Annotated in this window: 20 protein-coding genes; 12 read left to right on the top strand and 8 right to left on the bottom strand. The window is 69.5% G+C overall.

The features are described from left to right. Positions 1-81: 81 nt before the first annotated feature. Genes ACZ0AA_RS17335 through ACZ0AA_RS17325 form a run of 3 tightly spaced genes read right to left on the bottom strand, consistent with a single transcriptional unit; the run spans position 82 to position 3,137 of the window. Positions 82-900 carry a carbohydrate ABC transporter permease gene (locus ACZ0AA_RS17335; RefSeq protein ID WP_463513688.1) on the bottom strand — a complete coding sequence of 273 codons (819 nt, stop codon included), beginning with the start codon at positions 898-900 and terminating at the stop codon, positions 82-84. After that, positions 893-1,804, bottom strand: coding sequence for a carbohydrate ABC transporter permease (locus ACZ0AA_RS17330; protein WP_463513687.1), 912 nt, complete (start codon positions 1,802-1,804; stop codon positions 893-895). Before ACZ0AA_RS17330 ends, ACZ0AA_RS17335 begins: the two co-directional genes overlap by 8 nt. Then, positions 1,797-3,137, bottom strand: a complete 1,341-nt coding sequence (locus ACZ0AA_RS17325) for an ABC transporter substrate-binding protein (RefSeq protein ID WP_463513686.1) — start codon at positions 3,135-3,137, stop codon at positions 1,797-1,799. Before ACZ0AA_RS17325 ends, ACZ0AA_RS17330 begins: the two co-directional genes overlap by 8 nt. Positions 3,138-3,315: 178 nt before the next feature. Here ACZ0AA_RS17325 and ACZ0AA_RS17320 point away from each other — a divergent pair, with 178 nt between their 5' ends. The 3 genes from ACZ0AA_RS17320 to ACZ0AA_RS17310 are packed head-to-tail and all read left to right on the top strand — an operon-like array spanning position 3,316 to position 7,255. Then, positions 3,316-4,812 carry an LLM class flavin-dependent oxidoreductase gene (locus ACZ0AA_RS17320; protein WP_400862131.1) on the top strand — a complete coding sequence of 499 codons (1,497 nt, stop codon included), beginning with the start codon at positions 3,316-3,318 and terminating at the stop codon, positions 4,810-4,812. Then, positions 4,809-6,035, top strand: coding sequence for an acyl-CoA dehydrogenase family protein (locus ACZ0AA_RS17315; RefSeq protein ID WP_463513685.1), 1,227 nt, complete (start codon positions 4,809-4,811; stop codon positions 6,033-6,035). The genes ACZ0AA_RS17320 and ACZ0AA_RS17315 overlap by 4 nt, the downstream gene beginning before the upstream one ends. Then, positions 6,035-7,255, top strand: a complete 1,221-nt coding sequence (locus tag ACZ0AA_RS17310) for an acyl-CoA dehydrogenase family protein (RefSeq protein ID WP_463513684.1) — start codon at positions 6,035-6,037, stop codon at positions 7,253-7,255. Before ACZ0AA_RS17315 ends, ACZ0AA_RS17310 begins: the two co-directional genes overlap by 1 nt. Before the next feature lie 30 nt (positions 7,256-7,285). On the opposite strand, the gene ACZ0AA_RS17305 is transcribed toward ACZ0AA_RS17310, so the two are convergent. Next, positions 7,286-7,654 (bottom strand): hypothetical protein, encoded by a 369-nt coding sequence (locus ACZ0AA_RS17305; RefSeq protein ID WP_463513683.1) that lies wholly within the window; start codon positions 7,652-7,654, stop codon positions 7,286-7,288. Beyond that, complete coding sequence (locus ACZ0AA_RS17300; RefSeq protein ID WP_463513682.1) at positions 7,651-9,210, bottom strand: PspC domain-containing protein; 1,560 nt, start codon at positions 9,208-9,210, stop codon at positions 7,651-7,653. The genes ACZ0AA_RS17305 and ACZ0AA_RS17300 overlap by 4 nt, the downstream gene beginning before the upstream one ends. Before the next feature lie 114 nt (positions 9,211-9,324). On the opposite strand from ACZ0AA_RS17300, the gene ACZ0AA_RS17295 reads away from it, so the two are divergent. The 9 genes from ACZ0AA_RS17295 to hrpB all read left to right on the top strand — a co-directional run bounded on the left by ACZ0AA_RS17295 (position 9,325) and on the right by hrpB (position 22,496). Next, entirely contained in the window at positions 9,325-10,632 is a 1,308-nt protein-coding gene (locus ACZ0AA_RS17295) for an ATP-binding protein (protein WP_463513681.1), read from the top strand. After that, positions 10,607-11,284, top strand: a complete 678-nt coding sequence (locus ACZ0AA_RS17290; RefSeq protein ID WP_400862143.1) for a LuxR C-terminal-related transcriptional regulator — start codon at positions 10,607-10,609, stop codon at positions 11,282-11,284. The genes ACZ0AA_RS17295 and ACZ0AA_RS17290 overlap by 26 nt, the downstream gene beginning before the upstream one ends. Positions 11,285-11,559: 275 nt before the next feature. Further along, positions 11,560-11,769: a heavy-metal-associated domain-containing protein gene (locus tag ACZ0AA_RS17285; RefSeq protein WP_400864677.1), complete on the top strand. Its 210-nt coding sequence runs from the start codon at positions 11,560-11,562 to the stop codon at positions 11,767-11,769. Beyond that, positions 11,769-12,725 (top strand): heavy-metal-associated domain-containing protein, encoded by a 957-nt coding sequence (locus ACZ0AA_RS17280; protein ID WP_463513680.1) that lies wholly within the window; start codon positions 11,769-11,771, stop codon positions 12,723-12,725. The genes ACZ0AA_RS17285 and ACZ0AA_RS17280 overlap by 1 nt, the downstream gene beginning before the upstream one ends. Before the next feature lie 36 nt (positions 12,726-12,761). Beyond that, the gene (locus tag ACZ0AA_RS17275; RefSeq protein ID WP_463513679.1) at positions 12,762-15,023 is read left to right on the top strand and encodes a heavy metal translocating P-type ATPase; all 2,262 of its coding nucleotides are present in this window, start codon (positions 12,762-12,764) and stop codon (positions 15,021-15,023) included. Between the two features lie 53 nt (positions 15,024-15,076). Further along, complete coding sequence (locus tag ACZ0AA_RS17270; protein ID WP_463513678.1) at positions 15,077-17,242, top strand: heavy metal translocating P-type ATPase; 2,166 nt, start codon at positions 15,077-15,079, stop codon at positions 17,240-17,242. A gap of 226 nt (positions 17,243-17,468) precedes the next feature. Next, entirely contained in the window at positions 17,469-17,897 is a 429-nt protein-coding gene (locus tag ACZ0AA_RS17265) for a MarR family winged helix-turn-helix transcriptional regulator (protein WP_400862149.1), read from the top strand. 258 nt (positions 17,898-18,155) lie between these two features. Further along, on the top strand, positions 18,156-19,760 hold the full coding sequence (locus tag ACZ0AA_RS17260) for an SPFH domain-containing protein (protein WP_463513677.1): 1,605 nt from the start codon (positions 18,156-18,158) through the stop codon (positions 19,758-19,760). A gap of 183 nt (positions 19,761-19,943) precedes the next feature. Next, on the top strand, positions 19,944-22,496 hold the full coding sequence (gene hrpB / locus ACZ0AA_RS17255; protein WP_463513676.1) for an ATP-dependent helicase HrpB: 2,553 nt from the start codon (positions 19,944-19,946) through the stop codon (positions 22,494-22,496). A gap of 21 nt (positions 22,497-22,517) precedes the next feature. On the opposite strand, the gene ACZ0AA_RS17250 is transcribed toward hrpB, so the two are convergent. From ACZ0AA_RS17250 to ACZ0AA_RS17240, 3 genes are read right to left on the bottom strand one after another with little or no spacing between them, the layout of a single operon-like run. Beyond that, entirely contained in the window at positions 22,518-23,252 is a 735-nt protein-coding gene (locus ACZ0AA_RS17250; protein WP_400862155.1) for an ABC transporter permease, read from the bottom strand. Beyond that, positions 23,249-24,025 carry an ABC transporter ATP-binding protein gene (locus ACZ0AA_RS17245; protein ID WP_400862157.1) on the bottom strand — a complete coding sequence of 259 codons (777 nt, stop codon included), beginning with the start codon at positions 24,023-24,025 and terminating at the stop codon, positions 23,249-23,251. Before ACZ0AA_RS17245 ends, ACZ0AA_RS17250 begins: the two co-directional genes overlap by 4 nt. 37 nt (positions 24,026-24,062) lie before the next feature. Beyond that, the gene (locus tag ACZ0AA_RS17240; protein WP_400862159.1) at positions 24,063-24,815 is read right to left on the bottom strand and encodes an AAA family ATPase; all 753 of its coding nucleotides are present in this window, start codon (positions 24,813-24,815) and stop codon (positions 24,063-24,065) included. Between the last annotated feature and the right edge of the window lie 25 nt (positions 24,816-24,840).

The following is a 24,840-nucleotide window of genomic DNA, read 5'->3' as shown; positions in this document are numbered from 1 at the left end:
AAAGGCCCGGGGATTACGCGGCAACCGGTATACAACGCCGATATATCAGCATGTGGTGAGAGCACTGAGGAGTCGGCAGCCTCAGCGCACGGCCCCGGACGTCAATCCCCCCACGAGCCAGCGCTGGAAGAACACCGCGGCGGCGAAGACCGGGATGACCCCGATGAACGACGCAGCAGCGATCTTGCCGAAGTGCGGCGTGCGGTCTCCGTAGAACAGCGACAGCGCGACCGGGAAGGTCTGCGAGTCCACGCTCTGGGTGAGGAAGGTCGCGAGCAGGAACTCGTTGTAGTTGAGGATCGCGACGATGATCCCGATCGCGACGAGGCTCGGCAGCAGCAGCGGAACCACGACCGACCACAGCATCCGCAGGGTTCCCGCGCCGTCGATGCGCGCGGCCTCCTCGATCTCGACGGGGAGCCGGCGGATGAATCCCTCCAGCAACCAGACGGCGACGGGGACGTTGACGAGGGCGTAGACCAGGGTGAGGCCGAGGAGCGTGTTGTTCAGCCCCACCGATCGCAGGAGCGTGAGCAACGGGACCACGGCGACGATCGGAGGGAGGAGCCACGGGCTCATCAGGGTCGCTGCGAGGGTGCGACCACCGGCGTTGTGGCGCACGATGGCCCAGGCGCCGGGGACGGCGATGGCGAGTGAGATGGCAGCTCCGCCGAGAGCGGCGGCCGAGGAGTTCAGGATCGAACGCGGGATGTCGGTCGCCATCACCTCGCCCCAGTTCGACCACTGCGGATCGGCACTCCACAGCACGCCGGAGACGGTCTCATCCCTGCCCATCAGCGACACCGAGAACAAGTAGGCGAGCGGAACCAGGGTCACTGCGAGCGCCACGAAGAGCACGCTGCTCGCGACGGGGCGCAGGCGGATTCGTCGATCAGTCATGTCGGGCCTTCCGTGCGAACGCCACCACCACGAGAGTCACCGCGGTGACGATGACGGCGAAGACGATCGTGATCGCGGATGCCCGACCGATGTCGAACTCCTTGAGAGCGACCTGCTGGATGAGATACGTCGTCACCGTGGACGCTTGGCCGGGGCCGCCCGAGGTCATCACGAAGACGAGATCGAAGACCTTCAGTGCGATGACCAGCCGGATGAAGAGCGCGGCGATCACCGTGCCGGCGATCGCGGGCCAGGTGATGTCGCGGAACAGGCCGGCCCCGTGGGCGCCGTCGAGAGACGCGGCCTCTCGCACCGAGGGGTCCTGCGTGAGCAGCGCCGCGTACACGAGGATCACGATCAACGGCGTCCACTGCCAGACGTCGGCGAGACCGATCGCGGGCAGCGCCCACGCCGTGTTCGACAGCGGTGCGAGCGAGATGCCGGGCAGCACGGTCGCGAGGAGTCCGCCCCCGGGGTTGAAGACGAGCTTCCACAGGGTGCCGACCACGACCGGCGGAGTGATCAGCGGAAGCAGGAGGAGTGTGCGCACGACGGCACCCGAGCGGGTCGCCCGCTCCAACGCGACCGCGATGGCGACCCCCACGACGACGCTCGCGACGGCCACGGCGACCGCGTAGACGACCGTCCGCACGAAGGAGGCCACGACATCGGCATCCGTGAGTATCGTCTCCAGGTTCGCGGTCCCGACCCACTCCTGGAACGGTCGCCCCAGGGTCGAGTCGGTGAACGCGGCGGCGAGGACGAAGAGGAGCGGATACGCCCCGAGCACGACGATCGACAGGATGGTCGGCGCCGTGAGCAGCAGCGCGGAGGCGCCCGCCCGTCTCGGCACACGGCCGGACGGACGGGCGCTCCGCACGCGGGTCGGAGAGGCGTCAGCCAAGGATCTCTTCCCACTCGGCCTGCACTCGGTCGAGCGTCTCCTGAGCCGTGCCGCCCTCGCCCGCGATGAGCTTGGCGAGTTCGTCGGTGAGGATCTGCGCCGCCTGCGAGGCGTTCTCCCCCGTGGGCCAGGCGAGCGATCCGCTCAGCGTCGTGCGGTTCACTCGCTGCAGGTCCGGGTAGGTCTCGCCGTACGCCTCGCTCTCGAGCGAGGACTCGCGGTTCGGGTCGATGCCGGTCTGCGGGTCGGCGACGATGAGCTCGGAGTTGACCTCGCTCGACGCGGCGTACTCGATGAACGCCTTGGCGAGATCCGTCTTCTCGGTGTTCGCGGCGATGACCCACGTGAAGCCGGCCACCAGCGAGGCCCGCGCCTCGGTGTTCTCGCCGCCGACGGGCAGCGTGGTCACGCCCCACTTGCCCGCGACCTTCGAGTCGGGGTTCGTCTCCGACCCCACCCCCAGGTCGGTCCAGTTCTCGATGAATCCGACCTTGCCGTCGTACCAGGCGCCGTTGCCGACGCCGAAGTCGGTCTCGGCAGCCGTGGGGAAGGCGTAGGGCACCGCATCCACCAGTGCCTCGGCAGCGGCCACCGCCTCCGGGGAGTTGATCGTCGGCTTGCCGTCCTCGTCGACGAACTCGCCGCCGAAGCCCGCCAGCCGGTTCGCGTAGGCGGCGCCGAGGATCAGCGGAGACTTCTGGCCGAAGATCGCCGACCCGTAGACACCCTCGTCACCCTCGTTCTCGGTGATGGTCTTCACGTCCGCCAGGTACTCGTCCCAGGTCGTGGGCGGCTCGGTGATGCCGTTCCGCTCGAGGATCTCCTTGTTGTAGAAGAGCACATGGGTGTCGCCGTCGAACGGCAGTCCGTATCGGCGGTCGCCGACCAGCGTGTACGGGTCATTGATCGAGGGGATGAAGTCGTCCTCCTCGAGCGAGGGGGTGTCGGCGATCCAGTCGGTGAGGTCCTGGATCGAGCCGCCCTCGGCGAGGTCGCCGATCGAGACGTACCAGGGGGCCGCGACGTCGAAGGTGTTGGCGCCCGACTGCTGGTCGAGGGCGAGGGTCGAACCGATCTCGTCGTAGGGCACGATCGTGAGGTTGACCTCTGCGCCGGTCTCCTCCTCGAAGTGCTCCTTGAGCCAGTTGCCCGCGCCCTCGTGCGAGGTGATGAGCAGCGCGTTCAGCGTCTGGCCGGAGAAATCCCCGTCGGCGCCCGCCCCACCGGGCTCAGGGCTCTGCGTCGCGCAGCCGGCGACGGCGATGGTCGCGGCCGTCAGTGCGGCGGCACCGAGAAGGACGCGGCGTCGGCTGCGGCTCGGAAGGAAAGGCATGGGGGCTCCTCAGGCAACGGGTCGGGAAGCAGATCGGCGCTCACGCTAGGAGCCCGGAGCGGGCCGCCGCATCGTCGGCGTAACAGTTCGTCGTGGAGCGACGCGAAGAGTCATCCGGCGGGTCGCAGCATGGCTCGAGTGGCTATGGTCGCGGGGTCCCGATCTCCTGAGGAGCACCATGTCACGCCGCATCATCCTGAACGCCTTCGACATGACCTGCGTGACGCACCAGGCCCCCGGACTATGGCGGCACCCCGACAACCAGGCCGATCGATACCACGACCTCGACTACTGGGTGGATCTCGCGAAGACCCTCGAGCGCGGCAGGTTCGATGCGATCTTCATCGCGGACGTGCTCGGAACCTACGACGTCTATCGCGACTCCGCGGCCACGGCGCTCGGGGACGCGACGCAGGTTCCGCTCGGCGACCCGGTGGTGCAGATCTCCGCCATGGCCCATGCGACGGAGCATCTCGGATTCGGCGTGACCGTCGCCACGACCTATGAGCAGCCGTACGCTCTCGCCCGCAGGTTCTCGACCCTCGACCACTTCACGCGCGGCCGCGTCGGCTGGAACGTGGTCACGAGCTACCTCGACTCCGCCGCACGCAACCTCGGACTCGACGGACTGATCGCCCACGACGACCGCTACGAGATCGCCGAGGAGTTCCTCGACGTGACGTACAAGCTCTGGGAGGGGTCGTGGGAGGACGATGCCGTGCTGCGCGACCGGGAGGCCGGCGTCTTCGCGGATGCGTCGCGTGTGCACCCGATCGGCCATGAGGGGCGGCACTACCGGGTCCCCGGCATCCACCTCGCCGAGCCCAGTCCGCAGCGCACGCCCGTGATGTTCCAGGCGGGTGCCTCCCCCCGCGGACGCGAGTTCGCCGCGAAGCACGGAGAGGCGATCTTCATCAACGGGCTGCGCCCCGAGGCGACGCGGCCGGTCACCGATGACATCCGCGATCGAGCCGAGGCTCTCGGACGCCCGCGTGAGTCGGTCAAGATCCTCACTCTGGTCACGGTCGTCGTCGCGGCGACCGACGACGAGGCCCACGCGAAGCTCGCCGACTACCGCCGCTATGTCTCGGTCGAGGGGGCGCTGGCGCTGTATGCGGGGTGGACGGGACTCGACCTCTCGCAGTACGACCCCGACGTCCCCCTGGAGTACGTCGACACGGATGCCGGACGGTCGGCCCTCTCGGTCTTCACCAGGGCCGATCCGGAGCGCAAGTGGACGCCTCGCGACATCGCCCACTATGTGGGGATCGGCGGCATCGGCCCCGTGATCGTGGGCGGCCCGCAGACGGTGGCCGATGAGCTCGAGCGATGGGTCGAGGTCGGGGGCGTCGACGGCTTCAACATCGCCTACGTCGTGACACCGGGGTCCTTCGAGGACATCGTGGACCACCTCGTGCCCGAACTGCGTCGCCGCGGGCGCGCCTGGGACGACTACCCCGAAGGCACGCTGCGCGGTCGACTGAGCGGCGACGGCTCCCCTGTGGTACCGGAGTGGCATCCCGCGCACGCCTATCGCGGCGCGTACGCGGGCGGCGCGTCCGCGCTCGACGGCACGCTCGGCGGGCCGCTGGTGGATGCTGCGGCAGCTGCCGCGGCCGATTCCGCCGAATTCGACGATCTGACAGAACTCACCGAGAAGGAGGGCGCCCGATGAGCGTCATCGCAGAGACCACGAACCGCAGCCACTGGACGGGGACGGCGGATGCCGCGGAGCGCGCGCACTGGCGCGGTGTCGCGGAGCGCGTCGCCGCCGAGCTCGAGAGCGATGCGCTGCAGCGCGACCGAGCGAACCAGGACCCCACGATCGAGCTCGATCTGCTCCGTGACGCCGGGCTGGTGACGCTCTTGCAGCCGGCCGAGTTCGGCGGTGGCGGCGCGCACTGGGAGACGGCTTTCCTCGTCATCCGCATCCTGTCGCGCGCCGATGCATCGGTCGCCCAGGTCCTCGCGTATCACTACATCAACTCGGGCAACATCGGCTTCGCAGCCGACCCGTCGGTGCAGGAGGAATGGCACCGCAAGACCACCGAGGGCCGGTGGGTGTGGGGCGACTCCGTGAACCCGACCGACCCCGACCTCGAACTGACCGCGGACGGTGAGGGTTATCGACTCAACGGCCTCAAGCGCTTCTCGACCGGTGCCTCGGCCGGCGATGTCGTGCTGGCGGCCGCACTCGTCCGCGGCGGCGAGCGGGACGGTCAGGTGCTGTTCGTCGTGCTCGACCACGACCGCGACGGCATCCGGTATCTCGGCGACTGGGACGCGCTGGGACAGCGACTGTCGGCGAGCGGATCCGTCCGCTTCGAAGACGTGCGCGTGTCCGTCGACGACGTGCTCGGCGAGCTCGGGGACGAGCCGTTCTCGACCCTCATCACGCCCGGCATCCAGCTCGCCTTCGGCAACCTCTACCTCGGCGTCGCCGAGGGAGCGCTCGCCCGTGGGCTCGACATCGTCCGTGCTCGTCCACGTGCATGGTTCCTCAGCCACGCCGAGTCGTATCGGGACGACCCGTTCGTGCAGCGTGTCGTCGGCGAGTTCTCGTCGCGGATCGCAGCGGTCGAGGCGCTGGCGGACCGCGCCGGACGCCTCTTCGACGAGGTCGTGGCCGAGGGTGCCGCCGTCACAGCGGAACGCCGCGGCGAACTCGCCATCGAGATCGCCAAGGTCAAGGTCGTCTCGACCGAGGTCGGCATCGAGGTCGCGAACAGGATCTTCGAGATCACCGGATCGAGCTCAGCCCGCGCGGATGTGGGGCTGGACCTGTTCTGGAGGAACATCCGCACGCACTCGCTGCACGATCCGATCGACTACAAGAAGCTCGAGGTCGGCGCCTGGACGCTGAACCGCGAGCTCCAGCCGATCTCGCTGTACACCTGATGGGCGAGCAGACGCGTCGGCTCGACGCCGCCCGGCAGCGCTTGCGGCCCGTGTTCGCCGAGATCGGGGCGGGCACGGTGTCGCGAGAGAAGGATCACGAGCTGCCGTTCGCCGAGGTCGCCCGCCTCCGCGACGCCGGCTTCGGTCGGCTCAGGCTGCCGATCGAGCATGGCGGGTTCGGGCTGGACTGGGAGTCCTTCGCCGAGCTGCTGATCGAGCTCGCCGCAGCCGACTCGAACCTTCCGCAGATCTTCCGCGGACACATCGCCTACGTCGAGCACATCCTGGCCGCGGCGCCGGGCGAGCGGCGATCCCGCTGGCTCGAGCGCATCGCCGACGGGGAGCTGGTCGGCAATGCGTGGTCGGAGAACGGCGCCGCCGCAGTGGGCACGAATGCAACACGCGTGACCCGGCGCCCCGACGGAAGCTGGCGTGTCGACGGACGCAAGTTCTACACGACGGGCAGCATCTTCGCGGAGTGGATCGATGCGACCGTCGATCTCGACGGCGAGACCGTGACCGCCCTCATCCGCAGGCATCAGCAGGGGGTGGAGGTCTCCGACGACTGGGATGGATTCGGGCAGCCCCTGACAGGGACCGGCACGGCCGTGTTCGCGGACGCCTCCGTCGAGGAAGACGACGTCGAGCCGTTCACGTCTCGGTTCCCCTTCCAGACGGCGGTCTATCAGCTCACACTCCTGTCGGTGCTGGCCGGGATCGCCGCCGCGATCGAACGCGACACGGTCGCCCAGGTGCGCGCACGCACTCGCACCTACAGCCACGGCAGTGCCGAACGAGTGGCCGACGACCCCCAGATCCTGCAGATCGTGGGCGAGTTGACGGCGACGACCGCGACGGCCAGGGCGCTCGTGCTCGATGTCGCTCGAGCGGTGCAGCACGCAGCGGACGTGCTGGGGACGCCGGAGACCGAGGATGCCGTGATCGCGGCCGAACTCCGCTCCGCGCAGGCGCAGATCGTGCTCACCGATCTGGTGCCCCGTGCCGCTTCTCGCCTGTTCGACACGCTCGGCGCCTCTGCCGTGCGGTCGGGCACCGCTCTCGACCGCCACTGGCGGAACGCCCGCACGGTGTCGTCGCACAACCCGTGGATCTTCAAGGCCCGGCAGCTCGGCGACCACGCCGTGAACGGCCGGACGCCCGAGTTCGTCTGGTCGGTCGGGCAGGCGAAGGCTCTGGAGGCGAGTGCGGCCGAACGCTGAAGGCCGCGCCCACCGTCAGCGCTTTCTCGACTACTCGCCCGAGACGTCGTCGGCCGGATGCCGCAGAGTGCCGGCGGACGTGCGGCGCTGCACCGTGCGGCGCTGCACCGTGCGGCGCTGCACCGTGCGGAGCAACGCGGATGCGCCGGTGACGAGCACGAGCACGCCTATGGTCAGGATCATCAGGGTGCTGACTGTGACGGGCGTGAGCGAGAGCGCCCAGTCGGCGATGCCCGCCCGGCGGTCATCGTCGGCGATCAGCCAGAGCGAGGTCACCGCCACTGCGGCGAACAGGAGGCCCCAGACGATGGCCGCCCAGCGTGTGCGCGGCGGCGCGACGGATTCGGTGTGGTTCACGGATGCGGCGGTCGCCGCTTCTGTGCTCGTCTGGGTGGTCATCGCTCGTCCTCTTCCTCAGCCTCGATGAGGGTGATGTTGATCTCGCCGCTGTTCTGATCGATGGTCACGCGTTGCACGGTCGTCGTCGGCGCGTTCTCGGCCGAGATCGTCTCCGCCACGACCGACTCGCCACCGCGTTCGGTCGCCGTCCAGGTGCCGCTGTCAACGATCGCGCCGGTGCCGGCATCGACCCGCGTCCAGCTCACGTCGGCGGTTCCGACTGTCGCCCGCAGTTGCAGCTGCACACCGGGGTCGACCGAGATCCAGGTGCTGCCGGCGCCCTTCTCCACGACGATCGGCCGGGGAGCGTCGTCGTGCCGGTTGAGCGAGATGTAGAGATCGCCGAACGGCTGGCGCACGTGCGCCGCCTCGTTGTTCGAGATCGATGCCCAGCCGACGCTCACGCCCTGGAATGCCGAGAACCCACCGGCCACCAGTCCGGCGACGAGCGTCAGCACGGTCGTGAAGGCGAGGAAGCCGCTGCGCCGACGGAGGGCCCCGGCCACGATCATCCCGATCGCGAGCACCAGCGCGGCCGACAGCAGGCCGAGTGCGCCACCCACTGCAGCACCCCCGTTGCTCAAGCCGACCAGCGCGCCGATCACGATCGCGAGGCCGATGACCGAGACGACGATCGCGAAGCCGGCACGCGGGCGGGAGGCGCGGCGAATGCGACGGCGCTCCGCGGCCTCGGCGGCGAACACCGCGGCTTCCGCCTGGCGCTCACGTCTGACCTGGTCGCGGGCCATGCGTTCGGCGTCCTGCTGACGCCGACGCCACGCCTGGTCCTGCTCCTTCCACGCCCGATGCTGGATCCGCCACGCGGCGACCTCTGCCGGATCCTGCACCCCGGAGGGCAGCGGCGCAGGCGGAGCGGGCGGCGCGTCTGCGGAAGCGGCGGGTGCGATGGCGGCCTCGGGGACGGCGTACTCCTCGGACGCGGCTGCGAGTGTGGCATCCGTCCCCTCGGCGGTACCCGAACCGCCGAGGGGAGCGGATGCCGCCGGGGCCGCCTGATCTGCGGGGCCCACCCGCAGATCAGGCGCGGAAGCACCCGGGGTGCGGCTTGCAGCACGCACGATCAGGAAGAGCAGGCCACCCACGATGACGAGCCCCACGACCCAGCTGAACACCGCCAGCGCCGACCAGCTCTCGTATCCGAACCCGAACAGGCGTCCGGTGAGCGGAGCCGTCGGAATCAACCCGACGATGGCCATGCCCAGCAGGCCGAGCTGCACGGGCTGGTAGTTGCGCTGGAGCAGGTCACGGAGGTGGACTCGGCCGTCGAGATCCGGCAGCAGCGCCCAGGCCAGGGCGTAGAGGAAGATCACCGGCAGGCCGAAGAGCGCTGCGACCACGAGGACGCCGCGCACGATCAGCGGGTCGATCCGCAGTCGGGCGGCGATTCCGGACGCGACCCCGCCGAGCCATCCGTCTGAGCGGGCGACGCCGAGACCGGCGACCCACAGGAGGAAGCGCTCGGCGCCGTGCGGAACGGCCGGGCTCGGCGTGCCGGCCTGGTCGACGGGAGGCGGTGGCGCAGTCGGAATCGTCATGGGTCAATCCTGTCTCTCCCGGTCGGATCCCTGCCATGGGGTGAACCCCTGAGCTGCCCCTGGTTCTCACCCGGGGAGGCCCCGGATCCACGCGACGGATGATTGGATGTCGACATGTCCTCTTCCGCGACCGCCTCCGCGCGACCCGCCCGCACCGGCGTATCGCCGCGAGCGGGAGAAGGTCCCCGGCGCGAGCCGCGTCCGGCGCTGACGCGCGACCGAGACTGCCTGGTCGCCGGCGTCAGCGCCGGTCTCGCCCGCCACCTGGGCGTTCGAGTGTGGATGATCCGCGCGCTCTTCATCGCGCTGACGATGTGCGGCGGGGCCGGCATCCTGCTCTATGCGTGGTGCTGGGCGTTCACGCCCTGGGCGGACGACGAAGGCACCCCGTCGCGACGCGTCCCGGTGGCGTGGATGCTGCTCGCTCCAGCCGTGGTCGGCATGCTCGTCGTGCTCTTCTGGCGGGGAGGCAGCGACTGGCTCGCCGGCACGGTGCCCTCGGATGCGGCGGCCGTGGTCGTGTTCGGCACCACGGGAGTCGCGACCGGAGCCGGGCTGTGGGCGACCCTGATCGATCGCACCGACACCGCGCGCGGCCCTCGACACACGATGCTCGTCAGGATCCTCTCGGTCGCGCTCCTCGCGATGCTGTTCGGTCTGCTCCTGACCCGACCGCTCGGCGACACCGGTGTCGCACTGGTCCTCGTCCCGCTCGCAGGGATCATCGCAGTTCTGCTGTCGACCCTGATCCCGCGATGGCGTGACCTGGCGGGTGAACGTGTGCGGCGCATCCGCGAGGAGCAGCGCAGCGAGATGGCCGCGCACCTGCACGACTCGGTGCTGCAGACCCTCGCGCTGATCCAGAACAGGGCGGGAGCGTCGAGCGAGGCGGCCCGGCTCGCCAGGGCCCAGGAGCGCGAGCTGCGAGCCTGGCTGTACGACGGAGACGCCCCGGCCGACAGCGATCTGGCGACCGACCTGCGTGACTACGCCGGAGGCCTCGAGCTCGACTACCCGGTGCGCATCGAGGTGGTCTCGGCCGGCCTCTCCACGGAGCGCGCGAGCGGCGAACTCGCCGCAGCGGCGCGAGAGGCGATGCTGAACGCAGCCAGACACGCGACGGGTGAGGTCTCGGTGTACATCGAGGGGAATGCGACCGATGTCGACGTGTTCGTGCGCGATCGCGGCCCCGGGTTCCTGCTGGACGACGTGCCGAGCGACCGCCTGGGCGTGCGGGAGTCGATCATCGGTCGGATGCGCAGAGCCGGGGGCTCGGGAACCGTTCGCAGCGACGACACCGGCACAGAGGTGCATCTGCGGCTGTCGACCGTGCCGCGAGGCGCGGCCAACCCGCAGGTTCCCACTGTGCAGGTTCCCAATGCGCAGGCGCGCACGGATGACGGCGAGGACGATCGTGGCTGACAGCATCCGAATCGTGATCGTCGACGACCATTCGATCTTCCGCTCGGGGCTCCGCGCCGATCTCGATGCGAGCGTCGAGGTGGTCGGCGAGGCCGCCGACGTGCCGTCGGCGATCGCCATGATCCGCGACACGGCGCCCGACGTCGTGCTGCTCGACGTGCATCTTCCCGGTGGCAGCGGTGACGACTCCACCGGCGGGGAATCGGTGATCCGCGGCTCGCTGCCGACGACCGCCCGATTCCTGGCGCTGAGCGTGTCGGATGCCGCGGCGGACGTCGTGCGGGTGATCCGCGCCGGGGCGCGCGGCTACATCACGAAGGGCTCATCCGGCGGGGAGGTCAGCCGAGCGGTGCATGCCGTCGCAGGCGGAGACGCAGTGTTCTCGCCCCGGCTCGCCGGGTTCGTGCTCGACGCTTTCGGCGCGGTGGCAGGCGAGATCGCGACGACCACGGACGAACTCGATCGGCTTTCGGCGCGCGAGCAGGAAGTGATGAGGCTGATCGCCCGCGGATACGCCTACAAGGAGGTGGCCGCGGAGCTGTTCATCTCCATCAAGACGGTCGAGACGCACGTCTCATCCGTGCTGCGCAAGCTGCAGCTGTCTTCGCGCCACGAACTCACGGTCTGGGCCTCGCAGCGCCGACTGCTCTGACGTCCGGCGTCGAGTCGTCCGGCGCGGCGCGCTCGCACAGCGCCCCTCCGCCGCCTCCATCGGTGTGCGATCCTCGCCCTGTTCGTACCCCTGGTCATCACGATCCGGATGGTGACGTCGCCTGTGGCTCCCCGCCCCGAGAGGGCTACGGAGAGCCAGACTCAGCGACCGAGCGTGACCGACGCCCTCCCCCGGGTTGCGGGAATAGCGTGCGCCCGGGTACGTTACTACTTATACCCCCTAGGGGTATTCGAACCGAGGAGAACAGCATGAGCATGAACAGCAACGAGTACCAGGTCACCGGCATGACGTGCGGGCACTGCGAGATGTCAGTCCGCGAGGAGGTCGCGCAGATCGCCGGCGTGCAGGAGATCCAGGTCAGCGCGCAGACCGGCAAGCTCGTGGTGAACTCGACCGGTGACCTCGAAGACGCCCAGGTCCTCGCCGCTGTCGAGGAGGCCGGCTACTCGGCGGTGCGCATCTGATGAACGCCGGTACGCGATTGGGGCTGTACGCCGGAGGGCTGGTGGTGGCGTTCGGCGCCGCCTTCGGCCTCTCCGGCCTGATCGTTCCAGAGAGCCTGGTGGCCGGATGGACCGAACAGAGCAGCACGCGGCCGTCGCACGGCGGTGAGCACACCGGATCCACCACCGCAGCCCCCGCACAGGCGCTCACGGGACTTTCGCTCTCCGACGCCGATCTGGTCCTCTCGCCGGTGGCCGCACCGCGCGTCATCGGTGAAGACGGCACCCTGAGTTTCCACGTCGAGCACGCCGATGGAACCGCCGTGACCGACTTCGCCGAGGAGCACGACAAGGAGCTGCACCTGATCGTCGTGCGCAGCGACGGCTCCCGGTTCCAGCACGTCCATCCCACGATGGATGCCGCTGGCACCTGGTCGATCCCGTGGCGCTGGGACGAGGCGGGCACGTACCGTGCGTTCGCAGACTTCACCCCTGCAGGCGAGGACGCGTCCGGCGTCACCCTCACGCAGCTGCTCCACGTCGACGGTCAGTTCACGTCGGCGCCCACCGAGGCGAGCAGGGTGGATGAGGTCGACGGCTTCACCGTGTCGCTGGAGGGCGACGTGGCTGCCGGCTCGACGAGCGAGCTCGCCGTCACGGTCTCCCGCGACGGCGAGTCGGTCACCGCTCTCGAGCCGTACCTCGGAGCTTTCGGCCACCTCGTCGCACTCCGCGAAGGCGACCTCGCCTACCTGCACGTGCACGCCGAGGGCGACGAACCCCAGGCAGGCGACACGGCCGGACCCACGATCGGGTTCAGCGCGGAGGTGCCGACCGACGGCCGTTACCTCCTGTACTTCGACTTCCAGGTCGACGGCACGGTCCACACGGCCGAGTTCGTCGTCGACGCCGCGCACGGTGGCGACGTCGAGGATTCCGACGACTCCGGCGACCAGACGCATTCGGACGGGCACTGACCTGCGGTCAGCGCCCACCCATACGAAGGAGATCTCATGAGCACCTCAGCACCCGCGAGCGGGGCCACCGGAATCGAACTGGAGATCGGCGGCATGACCTGCGCATCCTGCGCGATGCGGATCGAGAGGAAGCTGAACAAGCTCGACGGCGTCACAGCCACCGTGAACTACGCCACCGAGAAGGCCAAGGTCACCGTCCCCGATGGCTACGACGCGGCCGCTCTGATCGCCGAGGTCGAGAAGACCGGATACTCCGCAGCAGTGCCTGCCCCGAAGCACACGAAGAACCCCGCCCAGGTGGAGGGGGACGACAGCGATCCGGAACTCCGGTCGCTCCGCATCCGCCTGATCACCTCGGTGATCCTGACCGTCCCGGTCATCGCCATGGCCATGGTGCCCGCGCTGCAGTTCACCTACTGGCAGTGGGCGTCCCTGGCCCTGGCCGCCCCCGTGATCATCTGGGGTGCGCTGCCGTTCCACCGTGCCGCCTGGACCAACCTCCGCCACGGCACGGCCACGATGGACACGCTCATCTCGATGGGCACCGGCGCGGCATTCCTGTGGTCGCTGTATGCGCTGTTCTTCGGAACCGCCGGCACCCCGGGGATGGTGCACCCGTTCGAGTTCACGCTCGCGCCCTCAGACGGCGCGGCGAACATCTACCTCGAGGTCGGCGCCGGGGTGACGATGTTCATCCTCGCCGGCCGGTACTTCGAGAAGCGCTCCAAGCGGCAGGCCGGCGCCGCTCTGCGCGCCCTGCTCGAACTCGGCGCGAAAGAGGTCGCGGTGCTGCGCGACGGCGTCGAGACGAAGATCCCCGTCGAGGATCTCGCCGTCGGCGACGAGTTCGTCGTCCGCCCTGGCGAGAAGATCGCTACCGACGGCATCGTCACCTCCGGCACCTCCGCTGTCGACGCCTCCATGCTCACCGGAGAGTCCGTACCTGTGGAAGTCACCGAGGGAGACACCGTCACCGGAGCGACCGTGAATGCCGGCGGACGTCTTGTGATCCGGGCGACGCGCATCGGCGCTGACACGCAACTGGCGCAGATGGCGCAGCTCGTCGAGGACGCCCAGACCGGCAAGGCCGAGGTGCAACGGCTTGCGGACCGGATCTCCGGTGTCTTCGTTCCCGTGGTGATCGTCATCGCCGTCATCACCCTCGGCGGGTGGCTCGGTGCCGGGTTCCCCGTCGCCGCCGCCTTCACCGCTGCCGTCGCCGTGCTGGTCATCGCGTGCCCGTGTGCCCTCGGCCTGGCGACGCCGACGGCTCTGCTCGTGGGCACCGGCCGCGGTGCGCAGATGGGCGTGCTCATCAAGGGCCCGGAGGTGCTCGAATCCACTCGCAAGGTCGACACCGTCGTGCTCGACAAGACCGGGACGGTCACCAGCGGAAAGATGACCCTCGTCGACGTCGTGCTCGAGCCGGGCAACGACCGTGCTGAGCTCCTGCGCCTCGCGGGGGCTCTCGAGGATGCCTCCGAGCACCCCATCGCCCAGGCGATCGCCAAGGGCGCCACCCAGGAGACCGGGAACCTCGCACCGGTGGAGGGCTTCATCAATATCGAGGGCAAGGGCGTGCAGGGCGTCGTCGAGGGCCACGCCGTCATCGTGGGACGAGAGACGCTCCTCGCGGAGTGGTCGCAGACCCTCAGCAGCGAGGTCGCTTCCGCGAAGGCTCGAGCGGAGGGCGAGGGCAAGACCGTCGTCGCCGTCGGGTGGGACGGTCAGGCTCGCGGCATCCTCGTCGTCGCCGACACGGTGAAGCCCACGAGCGCCGAAGCCATCGCAGAGCTGAAAGCGATCGGACTGACGCCGGTGCTCCTCACCGGCGACAACGAGGCCGTGGCGCGGCGCATCGCGCGGGAGGTGGGCATCGACGAGGTCATCGCCGAGGTGCTGCCCCAGGACAAGGTCGACGTGATCACCCGTCTGCAGTCCGAGGGGAAGATCGTCGCGATGGTCGGCGACGGCGTGAACGACGCCCCCGCCCTTGCGCAGGCCGACCTCGGCCTCGCGATGGGCACCGGCACGGACGTCGCGATCGAAGCGTCGGACATCACGCTGGTACGTGGCGACCTGCGCAGCGCCGTCGACGCGATCCGCCTGTCGCGCAAGACGCTCAGCACCATCAAGACGAACCTGTTCTGGGCCTTCGCCTACAACGTGGCGGCAATTCCCGTGGCAGCCCTCGGACTGCTCAACCCGATGCTCGCCGGCGCCGCCATGGCCCTGTCCAGCGTCTTCGTGGTCGGTAACAGCCTCCGACTGCGCGGTTTCACGAGCATCACCAGATAGCGCACGACCGCCCCCGCTCTTCGCTGTCCTCGCCTCCTGTGGAAGGAACACCAATGACCGATCCGCATGCGCACCACCAGGAACCCCGCCCCGCCGCCAGCCCGCACGAGGGGTACGGTCGTCGTGCAGAAACAGCCCACGGGCAGCACGTGCAGCCCGATCACGTGGAGCACACAGGCCACAGCGGCCATGGTCATCACAGTGGCCATGGTCAACACAGTGGCCATGGTCAACACAGTGGCCATGGTGATCACGTGGGCCAGTTCCGCCGACTGTTCTGGATCAACCTCGTCATAGCGGTGCCTGTCGTGGTGTTCTCACCGATGTTCGCGATGATCCTCGGATACGAGGTCCCCGGGTGGGCGCGCTTCGTCGCGCCGATCCTCGGCACCGTGATGTACGCCTGGGGCGGATGGCCGTTCCTCACCGGCGCGATCAGCGAGCTCAAGACCCGCACGCCGGGGATGATGCTGCTCATCGGCCTCGCGATCACCGTCGCGTTCGTCGCCTCGTGGGGAGCGACACTCGGTCTGCTGCATCACGAGCTCGAGTTCTGGTGGGAGCTCGCGCTTCTGATCGTCATCATGCTGCTCGGTCACTGGATCGAGATGCGTTCCCTCGCGCAGACGACATCCGCGCTCGATTCCCTCGCCGCGCTCCTTCCCGATGAGGCAGAGCGGGTCGAGGGCGACGAGATCGTCAAGGTGGCACCTGCCGACCTCGCCGTCGGTGACATCGTCGTCGTCCGCCCCGGTGGGGGCGTGCCGGCCGATGGCCTCATCATCGACGGGGCGGCGGCGATGGACGAGTCGATGGTGACCGGCGAATCGCGCCCGGTCACCCGGAAGACCGGTGACACGGTGACCGCCGGAACCGTCGCGACCGACTCCGGCCTCCGCGTCGAGATCACCGCCACGGGCGATGACACCGCACTCGCCGGCATCCAGCGTCTGGTCACCGATGCCCAGAATTCGTCCTCCCGGGCGCAGCGCATCGCCGACAAGGCGGCAGCATCGCTGTTCTGGTTCGCCCTGATCTCCGCCGCCCTCACCGCCGTGGTCTGGACCGTCGTCGGGAATCCGGATGCGGCGGTGGTGCGGAGCATCACCGTGCTGGTCATCGCCTGCCCCCACGCGCTCGGTCTGGCGATCCCGCTGGTCGTGTCGATCGCCACGGAACGTGCGGCCCGGGGAGGTGTGCTCGTCAAGGACCGTCTCGCGCTCGAGAGCATGCGCACAGTCGACGCCGTCCTGTTCGACAAGACGGGCACCCTGACGAAAGGCGCACCCACGGTCACCCTCATCGAGCCGACCGGCGACCTCGACGGGGACCGGTTGCTCGTCCTCGCAGCCTCCGCCGAGGGCGACAGCGAGCACCCCCTGGCCCGCGCCATCGTCCGTGCCGCCCAGGACAGGGGCCTCACGCTGGCGAAGGCCTCCGGATTCACGTCGTCCCCCGCAGTGGGTGTGACGGCGTTCGTCGACGGCCACGAGGTCCGCGTCGGGGGTCCGAAGCTCCTCGACGAGGTGGGCGGTCAGGAGATCGCCGCCGCAGACGATTGGCGAGGCGAAGGGGCGATCATCCTCCACGTCGTCGTCGATGGGCAGGTGATCGGCGGTGTGAAGCTCGCTGACGAGGTGCGCCCGGAGTCCCAGCAGGCCGTCGACGCACTGCATCGCCTCGGCGTCGAGGTGGTCATGATCACCGGAGACGCGCAGGCTGTCGCGGAGGCGGTGGCCGCGGAACTCGGCATCGACCGGGTGTTCGCGGGCGTGCGCCCCGAAGACAAGTCGGCGAAGGTGAAGGAGCTGCAGGCCGAGGGCAGGAAGGTCGCGATGGTCGGCGACGGCGTGAACGACGCGCCCGCTCTCGCGCAGGCCGACGTCGGCATCGCGATCGGCGCCGGCACCGACGTCGCCATCGCCTCGGCCGGCGTGATCCTCGCCAGCTCCGACCCCCGGTCGGTGATCTCCGTGATCGAGCTCTCCCGTGCCGCATACCGCAAGATGAAGCAGAACCTCTGGTGGGCCGCCGGATACAACCTGCTCTCTGTGCCGCTCGCCGCCGGCATTCTGGCACCCGTCGGATTCGTGCTGCCCATGTCGGTCGGAGCCATCCTGATGTCCCTGTCGACCGTCGTCGTCGCCCTCAACGCGCAGCTGCTGCGCCGCATCGACCTCACCCCCGAAGCGAGCACGCGGGCCGTTCTGGACCGCTGACCACCGCGTGCCGCGGACCGCGCGGCGCGCGGCGCCCGCACACCTCTCGAAGATTCCGTGACCAAACCGTTGCATTCGTTATCTCGCCGTTATAGAGTGATCGCACGGTGAATGTTTGCTGTGGCATACACCGCATGTGATTGCAGGACACTCTTGGTGCAAGGGACAAGGGCCGGTCGGGAGCCTCTCCGACCGGCCCTTTACTGTTCGCACTACGCTGTTCACCATGACCGATCGCAAGCTCGCCGTTGAGGCATGGGAGAGCCTGTTCCGCGCTCAGCACGAGCTGTTCACCGAGATGAACGCCGACTTCGATCACACCGACCTCGGGCAGGCGGAGTACGACGTCCTGCTCACCGTCACGCGCGCGGCCGGAATGTCAGCGCGTCTGCGCGATGTCACCGCGAACATGCTGATCAGCCAGCCGAGCGTCTCTCGTCTCGTCGACCGCATGGTCGCCCGCGGACTGGTCTCGAAGTGCCCAGACCCCGACGACGGGCGCGGTGCGCTGATCAGGGCCACGGATGCCGGCGTCCGTCAGTTCCGAAACGTCGCCACGGTGCACGGACGGTCGATCGCCGAGCGGATGTCGCGTCTCGACGACGCCGAGCTGAGGACGCTGCGCGACCTGGCGGAGAAGCTCCGCGGCCACTGACCGGTTCGTCGGGTCCGACCTGACGGGAGGAGTTCTCCCCGACGGGAGGAGAATCAGGGCTGCAGACTCCTCCCGACGCGCACTTCTCCTCCCGACGCGGCACGCTCCCGACGCGACGCACTCCCGACGCGACGCATTCCCGAGTTGTCCGCGCCCACGACGGCATCCCGTGATTTCTGGCAGGGTGGAGCGTGAACGCCCGCGCGGCCGCGCCGGCATCCGAGACCGCCCCCTCGGGGGGAACCAGGGAGGTCATTCATGGAGATCGCCGGAGTCGTAGGCATCCTCATCATCGTCGGGATCGGCATAGCGATCGCTATCGTCGTCCTGCTCATCCTGCTGCTGTTCGCACGCAGCTGGATCAAGGTCGCGCGCGCCGATGAGGCGCTCGTCATCTCAGGGCGCAAGCAGAAGGTGCAACGCGCCGTCATCGCTGCAGACGGCACGTCGCGGGACGAGATGTCGGAGTCGCCCGTCACGGTCATCGTGAACGGCAAGTCCCTGGTCAACCCGATCACCCAGCGCCACGAGATCATCTCGCTGCGCTCGCGCCAGGTCTCACTGAACGCCGAAGCCCAGTCGCTCGACAGCGTCACGCTCAACGTCGACGGTGTCGCCATCGTGAAGATCGGCTCCGACCCGATCCTCGTGCGCCGCGCCGCGGAGCGATTCGCCTCTCAGGACAAGGCGATCGAGCAGTTCACCACCGAGCAGCTCGAAGGTGCGCTCCGTGGAATCGTCGCGACCCTCTCGGTCGTCGAGCTGATGCGCGAGCGCAAGAAGTTCTCCGACCAGATCGCCGCCGACGTCTCTCAGGAGCTCGCCGAGCAGGGTCTGATCCTCGATTCGTTCCAGATCAAGGGCATCACCGACAAGGTGGGCTACATCCAGTCGCTCGGTGCTCCCGAGATCCAGGCGAAGCGTCAGTCCGCCGAGATCTCGCAGACCAACGCCGACCGTGCGATCAACCAGAAGAACATCGCGAACCAGGAAGCCAACCTGGTCGAGCAGACGGCCCTCGACACGAACACCGCCAACGCGAACGCCGGCATCGGCCGCGCGCGCGCCGAGGCGGAGCAGGCCGAGAACCTCGCCCGTGAGCAGGCCCAGCAGGCCGTGCTGCAGCAGCAGGCGGAGAACAAGCAGGCGCAGCTCGATGCCGACGTCAAGCGCGTCGCCGACGCGCAGCGGTACGAGGCCGAGACCCGCGCGCAGGCCGAGCTCTACACGCGTGAGCGTGCGGCAGAGGCAGGCGCGATCGAGCAGGTCAAGCAGGCTGAGGCCCGCACCCGCATCGCCGAGCAACAGGCGCAGGCCGACCACGCCAAGGCCGACGGTGAGGCCGCAGCCGCCATCGCCCGTGCGACCGGTGAGGCCGACGCACTGCGTGCGCAAGCAGAGGCCGAGTCCGAGGCACGCCGCCTGCGTGCGAACGCCGAGGCAGACGCCATCCGCGCCGAGGGTGAGGCGCGAGCCGCCGCCGTCGAGGCAGAGGCGAAGGCCATCGCGTCGAACCAGGACGCGTTCCTGTCGCAGCGGGTGCTCGACACCCTGCCGTCGATCATGGCCGAGTTCTCGAAGGGCTACGCCGCGATCGGCAACGTCTCGATCATCGGCGGTTCGGGCGAAGACGGCGCATCCAGCGTCGTCGGCGCCGACAGCGCGAAGGCGTTGAAGTCGGTGTTCGACAGCGTCAGCGCGGCGACCGGACTCGACCTGGCCTCGATCATCCAGGGGCAGGCCGTGGGCCGTGGCATCGGTGAAGGCGTGGCCGCAGCATCGGCTCAGCCTGCTCCGGCGACGCGCCAGTCGACCCCGACCACTCCGCCGCCGCCCGCAGCGCCGGCTTCCGCAGCGGAGTAGTCAGCTCACACGACACAGCGGATGCCGCGGCCGGATCGGTCGCGGCATCCGCTTTCTGTGTGTCGGATGCCGGCGGTCGGTGCCATCACTCCGGAGATCCGGCGCCGTCAGCGGCCGAAGAGCCCGATTCATTCCGCTGGGGCGCGGATCTCCGGAGTTGTGAAGAGCAGGCAGACTGGAAGCATGCCGACCGCCGCCTTCGACCTCGCCGCCATCGGCGCGGGGCTCTCGTTCGCGGGCGCCCTCGACGAGCTCTCGGCGGCGCTGGACACGAGCAGTTCGGTGGTCGTGAGCGCACCTCCCGGCACGGGCAAGACCACGCTCGTGCCACCGCTGCTCGCATCGCGGTCGACCGGGCGGGTGATCGTCACCCAGCCTCGTCGCGTCGCCGCCCGCGCGGCCGCCCGTCGCCTCGCACAGCTCGACGGCTCGCCGCTGGGCACCCGCGTGGGCTTCACCGTGCGCGGCGAGCGCTCGGCGGGACCGCAGACCCGAGTCGAGTTCGTCACCGCGGGAGTGCTGCTGCGGCGCATGATCGACGACCCAGGACTCGACGGCGTGGAGGCCGTGATCATCGACGAGGTGCATGAGCGCGCGCTCGAGACCGATCTGCTGATCGGCCTGCTCTCCGAGGTGCGCGAGTTGCGGGACGACCTCGTGGTCATCGCCATGTCGGCCACGCTCGATGCAGCGCGCATCGCCGCGGTGCTCGGGACGGATGCTCTTCCCGCGCCGATCATCGACCACGACGTTCCGGCCTTCCCGCTCGTCGAGCGCTGGGTTCCGAGCCCGACGCCGAGGCTCGACGAGCGCGGAGTCACCAGAGGGTTCCTCGAGCACGTCGCCCGCACCGCCGCATCGGCTGCCCGTGATCTGATCCGCGAGACCCCCGGCGCCGACGTGCTGGTGTTCGCACCGGGCGCGCGTGAGGTGTCGGAGATCGCCCGCCGCATCCGCGACGCGAGTGATGCGTTCGACGTGCGAGAGCTGCACGGCCAGATCCCCGCGGCCGAACAGGATGCGGTGATCCGTGGCCGCTCGTCTGCAGCCCCACCGCGGATCATCGTCACGACATCGCTTGCGGAGTCCTCGCTCACCGTGCCGGGTGTGCGCCTCGTGGTCGACAGCTGTCTCTCGCGGCATCCGCAGCGCGATGCCACCCGCGGCATGACGGGCCTGGTCACGACCGCCGCCTCGCGTTCGTCATGCGTGCAGCGCGCCGGCAGAGCCACGCGCCAAGGCCCCGGCACCGTCATCCGCTGCGTCGACGAGCGTTCCTATGCAGCTGCTCCCGCCCGTCCCTCACCCGAGATCGCGGTGACCGATCTCGCGGACGCCGCCCTGCTCCTCGCCTGCTGGGGCGCTCCTGGCGGTGCAGGTCTGCGCATGATCGACCCGCTGCCCGCAGACAGCCTGGCTGATGCCACCTCGGTGCTCCGTGGTCTCGGCGCGCTCGACGACGAGGGTCGCGCGACCGCCGAGGGTCGCGCCCTCGCTCGGATTCCTGCCGACCCTCGCCTCGCGCGCGCTCTCCGCGACGGCAGTCCGGTCGTCGGCAGCCGACTCGCCGCCGAGGTCGTCGCCGTCCTCGGCGGTGACGTGCGCGTCGCGGAGGCCGACGTCGCGCAGGCACTCATCGCCCTGCGAGGCGGACGAACGGCCGATGCGCGCCGGTGGCGCGACGACGCCGATCGCCTCGAGCGCATGGTTCGCCCGACACCGGGCGTGCGATCGGATCTCGACGGCGTCGGACTCGTGATCGCGCTCGCCTTCCCCGAGCGGATCGCCCATCGCGTCGAGCGCACCGCCGAAGGCGCGACATTCCTGCTGGCATCCGGCACCCGGGCGGGGGTGCGTGGTCCGCTCGGGGCCGTCGAGTGGCTCGCGGTCGCCGACGTCGCCCGCGCCTCCGCACGGGCGGCTGCCGGCTCGGGCGCGATCATCCGATCGGCGGCCGTGCTCACCGAGGCGCAGATGGAGCGCGCAGCGAATCATCTGATGACCGACCGTGTCGAGGCGGAGTTCACGGCGGGCCGAGTCCAGGCGCGCCGAGAACGTCGCGTCGGCGCGATCCTTCGGTCGTCCTCGCCGGTGCGGGCGTCCGCTCACGAGGGGCGCGATGCCGTGCGCCGCGCGATCCGGCGTGAGGGTCTCGACATGCTCACCTGGTCTGACACCGCTGCCGCTCTGCGCCGCCGACTGGGCCTGCTGCGACGGGAGCTCGGCGCGCCCTGGCCAGACGTGTCGGATGCCGGACTGCTCGACGCTCTCGACGACTGGCTCGCACCCGAGCTCGATGCTCTCGCCGGTGGCACGCCTGCCGGACGAGTCTCGCTGTCGTCGGCGCTGCGCCGCCTGCTCCCCTGGCCCGAGGCCGCGCGCCTCGACGAGCTCGCCCCCGAGCGTCTCGAGGTGCCCAGCGGCTCGCGAGTCCGCCTCGACTACCCCACGGTCGACGACGCCACCGCGCGGCCTGTCGTGGCCGTGAAGCTGCAGGAGTGCTTCGGCTGGGCAGAGACCCCGCGGCTGGTCGACGGGCGGGTGCCGGTGCTGTTCCATCTGCTGTCGCCCGCGGGGCGTCCGCTCGCGGTCACCGACGACCTCGGCTCGTTCTGGTCGGGCCCCTACAGTCAGGTGCGCGCAGAGATGCGGGGCCGCTACCCGCGGCATCCGTGGCCGGAGGATCCCTGGGCCGCCGTGCCCACGAAGCACACCAAGAACCGCTCCGCACGCTGAGCAGCGCCGCGGACCGCGGTCTCAGGGCGTCCGCCGCCGCAGGGTCAGCGACGCGAGCACGAGCGCGCCGACGCCGAACGCGACGACCACGAGCAACGGTGCGTAGACGTCCCATCCTTCGTCGCCGGCCGTCACCGCATTGATCGTGTCGATCGCGTAGCTCAGCGGCAGCCAGTCCGAGATCGCATGCAGGACATCGGGCATCTGATCGCGCGGCATGAAGAGCCCGCCGAGGATGATCTGCGGGAACACGATCAGCGGCATGAACTGCACGGCCTGGAACTCGGTCTGAGCGAAGGCGCTCGCGAGCAGTCCGAGTGCCGTTCCGAGAAGCGCGTCGACCACGGCGACGAGTCCGAGCTGCCAGAGTTCGCCCTCGACGTCGAGTCCGCACACACCGACGGCGAACGACACGGTGATCACCGCCTGCAGCAGGGCCATGAGCCCGAAGGCCAGGGCATACCCGAGAATGAAGTCGGCCTTGCCGAGCGGAGTGGTCATGAGGCGCTCGAGGGTCCCGGAACGACGCTCCCGCAAGGTCGTGATCGAGGTGATCAGGAACATCACGATGAACGGGAACAGCGCGAGGATCGCGCCGCCGAACTGGTCGAACACCCCGTCCTGATCACTGAACAGCCACGCGAACAGACCGACCAGCAGGCTCGGCGCGACGAGCATGAGTGCGATCGACCGCGGGTCGTGTCGCAGCTGGCCGAGCACACGAGCCGCGGTGGCGAGAATCCGACGGGCGTTCACTCCCCCGCCTCCCTTCGCGCACGTCGTGTGGCGGGCGGGGTACGGCCCTCCTGCTCGCGGCTGTCGCGTTGGATCAGAGCGAGGAACGCCGCATCGGGGTCGTCCGTGTCGGTGTCGGCGAGCAGAGCCGCCGGTGTCGTGTCGGCGATGATCCGCCCGCTGCGCATCAGCACGAGCCGGTCGCATCTCAGTGCCTCATCCATCACATGACTGGAGACGATCATCGTCACTCCGCGGTGCGCGAGCCCGCGGAACAGCTCCCACAGCTCGACGCGCAGCACCGGGTCGAGGCCGACGGTCGGCTCGTCGAGCACGATGAGCTCAGGAGAGCCGATGAGCGCCATGGCCAGCGAGATGCGCGTGGTCTGGCCGCCGCTGAGCGATTCGACGAGCTGGCCCGCCTGCGCCTCGAGACCGACCTCGGCGATCACCCGATCGACATCGCCCTTCGGCGCCTTCAACACGGCCGCCAGGTACGAGAGGTTCTGACGGACGGTCAGGTCGCCGTAGACGGCAGCACCCTGGGTGCCGTATGCCACCCGGTGGCGCAGCTGCGCCGATCCGCCCGGCTCGCCGAGCACCGTCACCGTGCCGTCGGCGATGCGCTGCACCCCCACGATCGAGCGCATCAGCGTCGTCTTGCCGCATCCGGATGGGCCCAGGAGTCCGGTGATCTCGCCCTGCGGGATCGTCAGATCGATCCCGTCGAAGACCTCCGTCGTGCCTCTGCGCACACGGAGCCCCGTGATCTCGACCGCCGGACCGTTCGTCATGCTTGATTATCTGCCCGCGCAGCCGCCTCGGCGACCCCTAGTCGAGCAGATGCCGCAGGTACCGCGGCGGGTCCTGCAGGAACGAGCGCCAGTGATTCACGAGCTCGAGGTCGTTCCACTCGGCAGGACGGATGCCCCAGTCGCCCACCTCGAGGATCCGGGCGCCCGGCAGCGCGGCGAGCACGGGCGAGTGCGTGGCGCACAGCACCTGGCCGCCGTCGTCGACGATGCGCTGCAGCACGGCGATGAGGATGAGTGTCGACTGGAACGACAGTGCTGCTTCGGGCTCGTCGAGACAATAGAACCCGGGCTCGTCGAAGCGGCTCTCGAGGAGCGCGAGGAACGACTCGCCGTGACTCATCTCGTGGAACGGCACATCGCCCCGCGGCGAGGGGTTCTCTTCGAGGTAGGTGTAGAACGAGTGCATCGTCTCGGCCCGCAGGAAGAATCCCCAGCGGTTCGCGCCGACGCCTCGTTGCAGCCGCAGCCATTCCGACAGCGGCGATTCTGTGGGCCGGGTGCTGTGTCTGGCGAACTTCGAACCTCCTTCGGGCGAGAGGCCGTAGGCGATCGCGATCCCCTCGACGATCGTGGACTTGCCGCTGCCGTTCTCACCGACGAGGAACGTCACCCCGGGCGAGAGGTCGATCCCCTCTTTCAGCACCTGGGCCACTGCGGGGATGCTCGTCGGCCAGACCCGCCCGGGCTCGGGGGCGTCATCGCTCGCTCGCACGGCGACGACCGGCTGCTCTCGTCGACGACGGCTGCCGGGGGTCCAGATCGATTCCATGCGTTCCTCCTCCGAAGGAGGCTAG

It is taken from the genome of Microbacterium sp. AC035 (genome assembly GCF_979258485.1).
The sequence above is the reverse complement of the archived record's forward strand: the minus strand, read 5'-3'. Positions and strand labels throughout refer to the sequence as shown.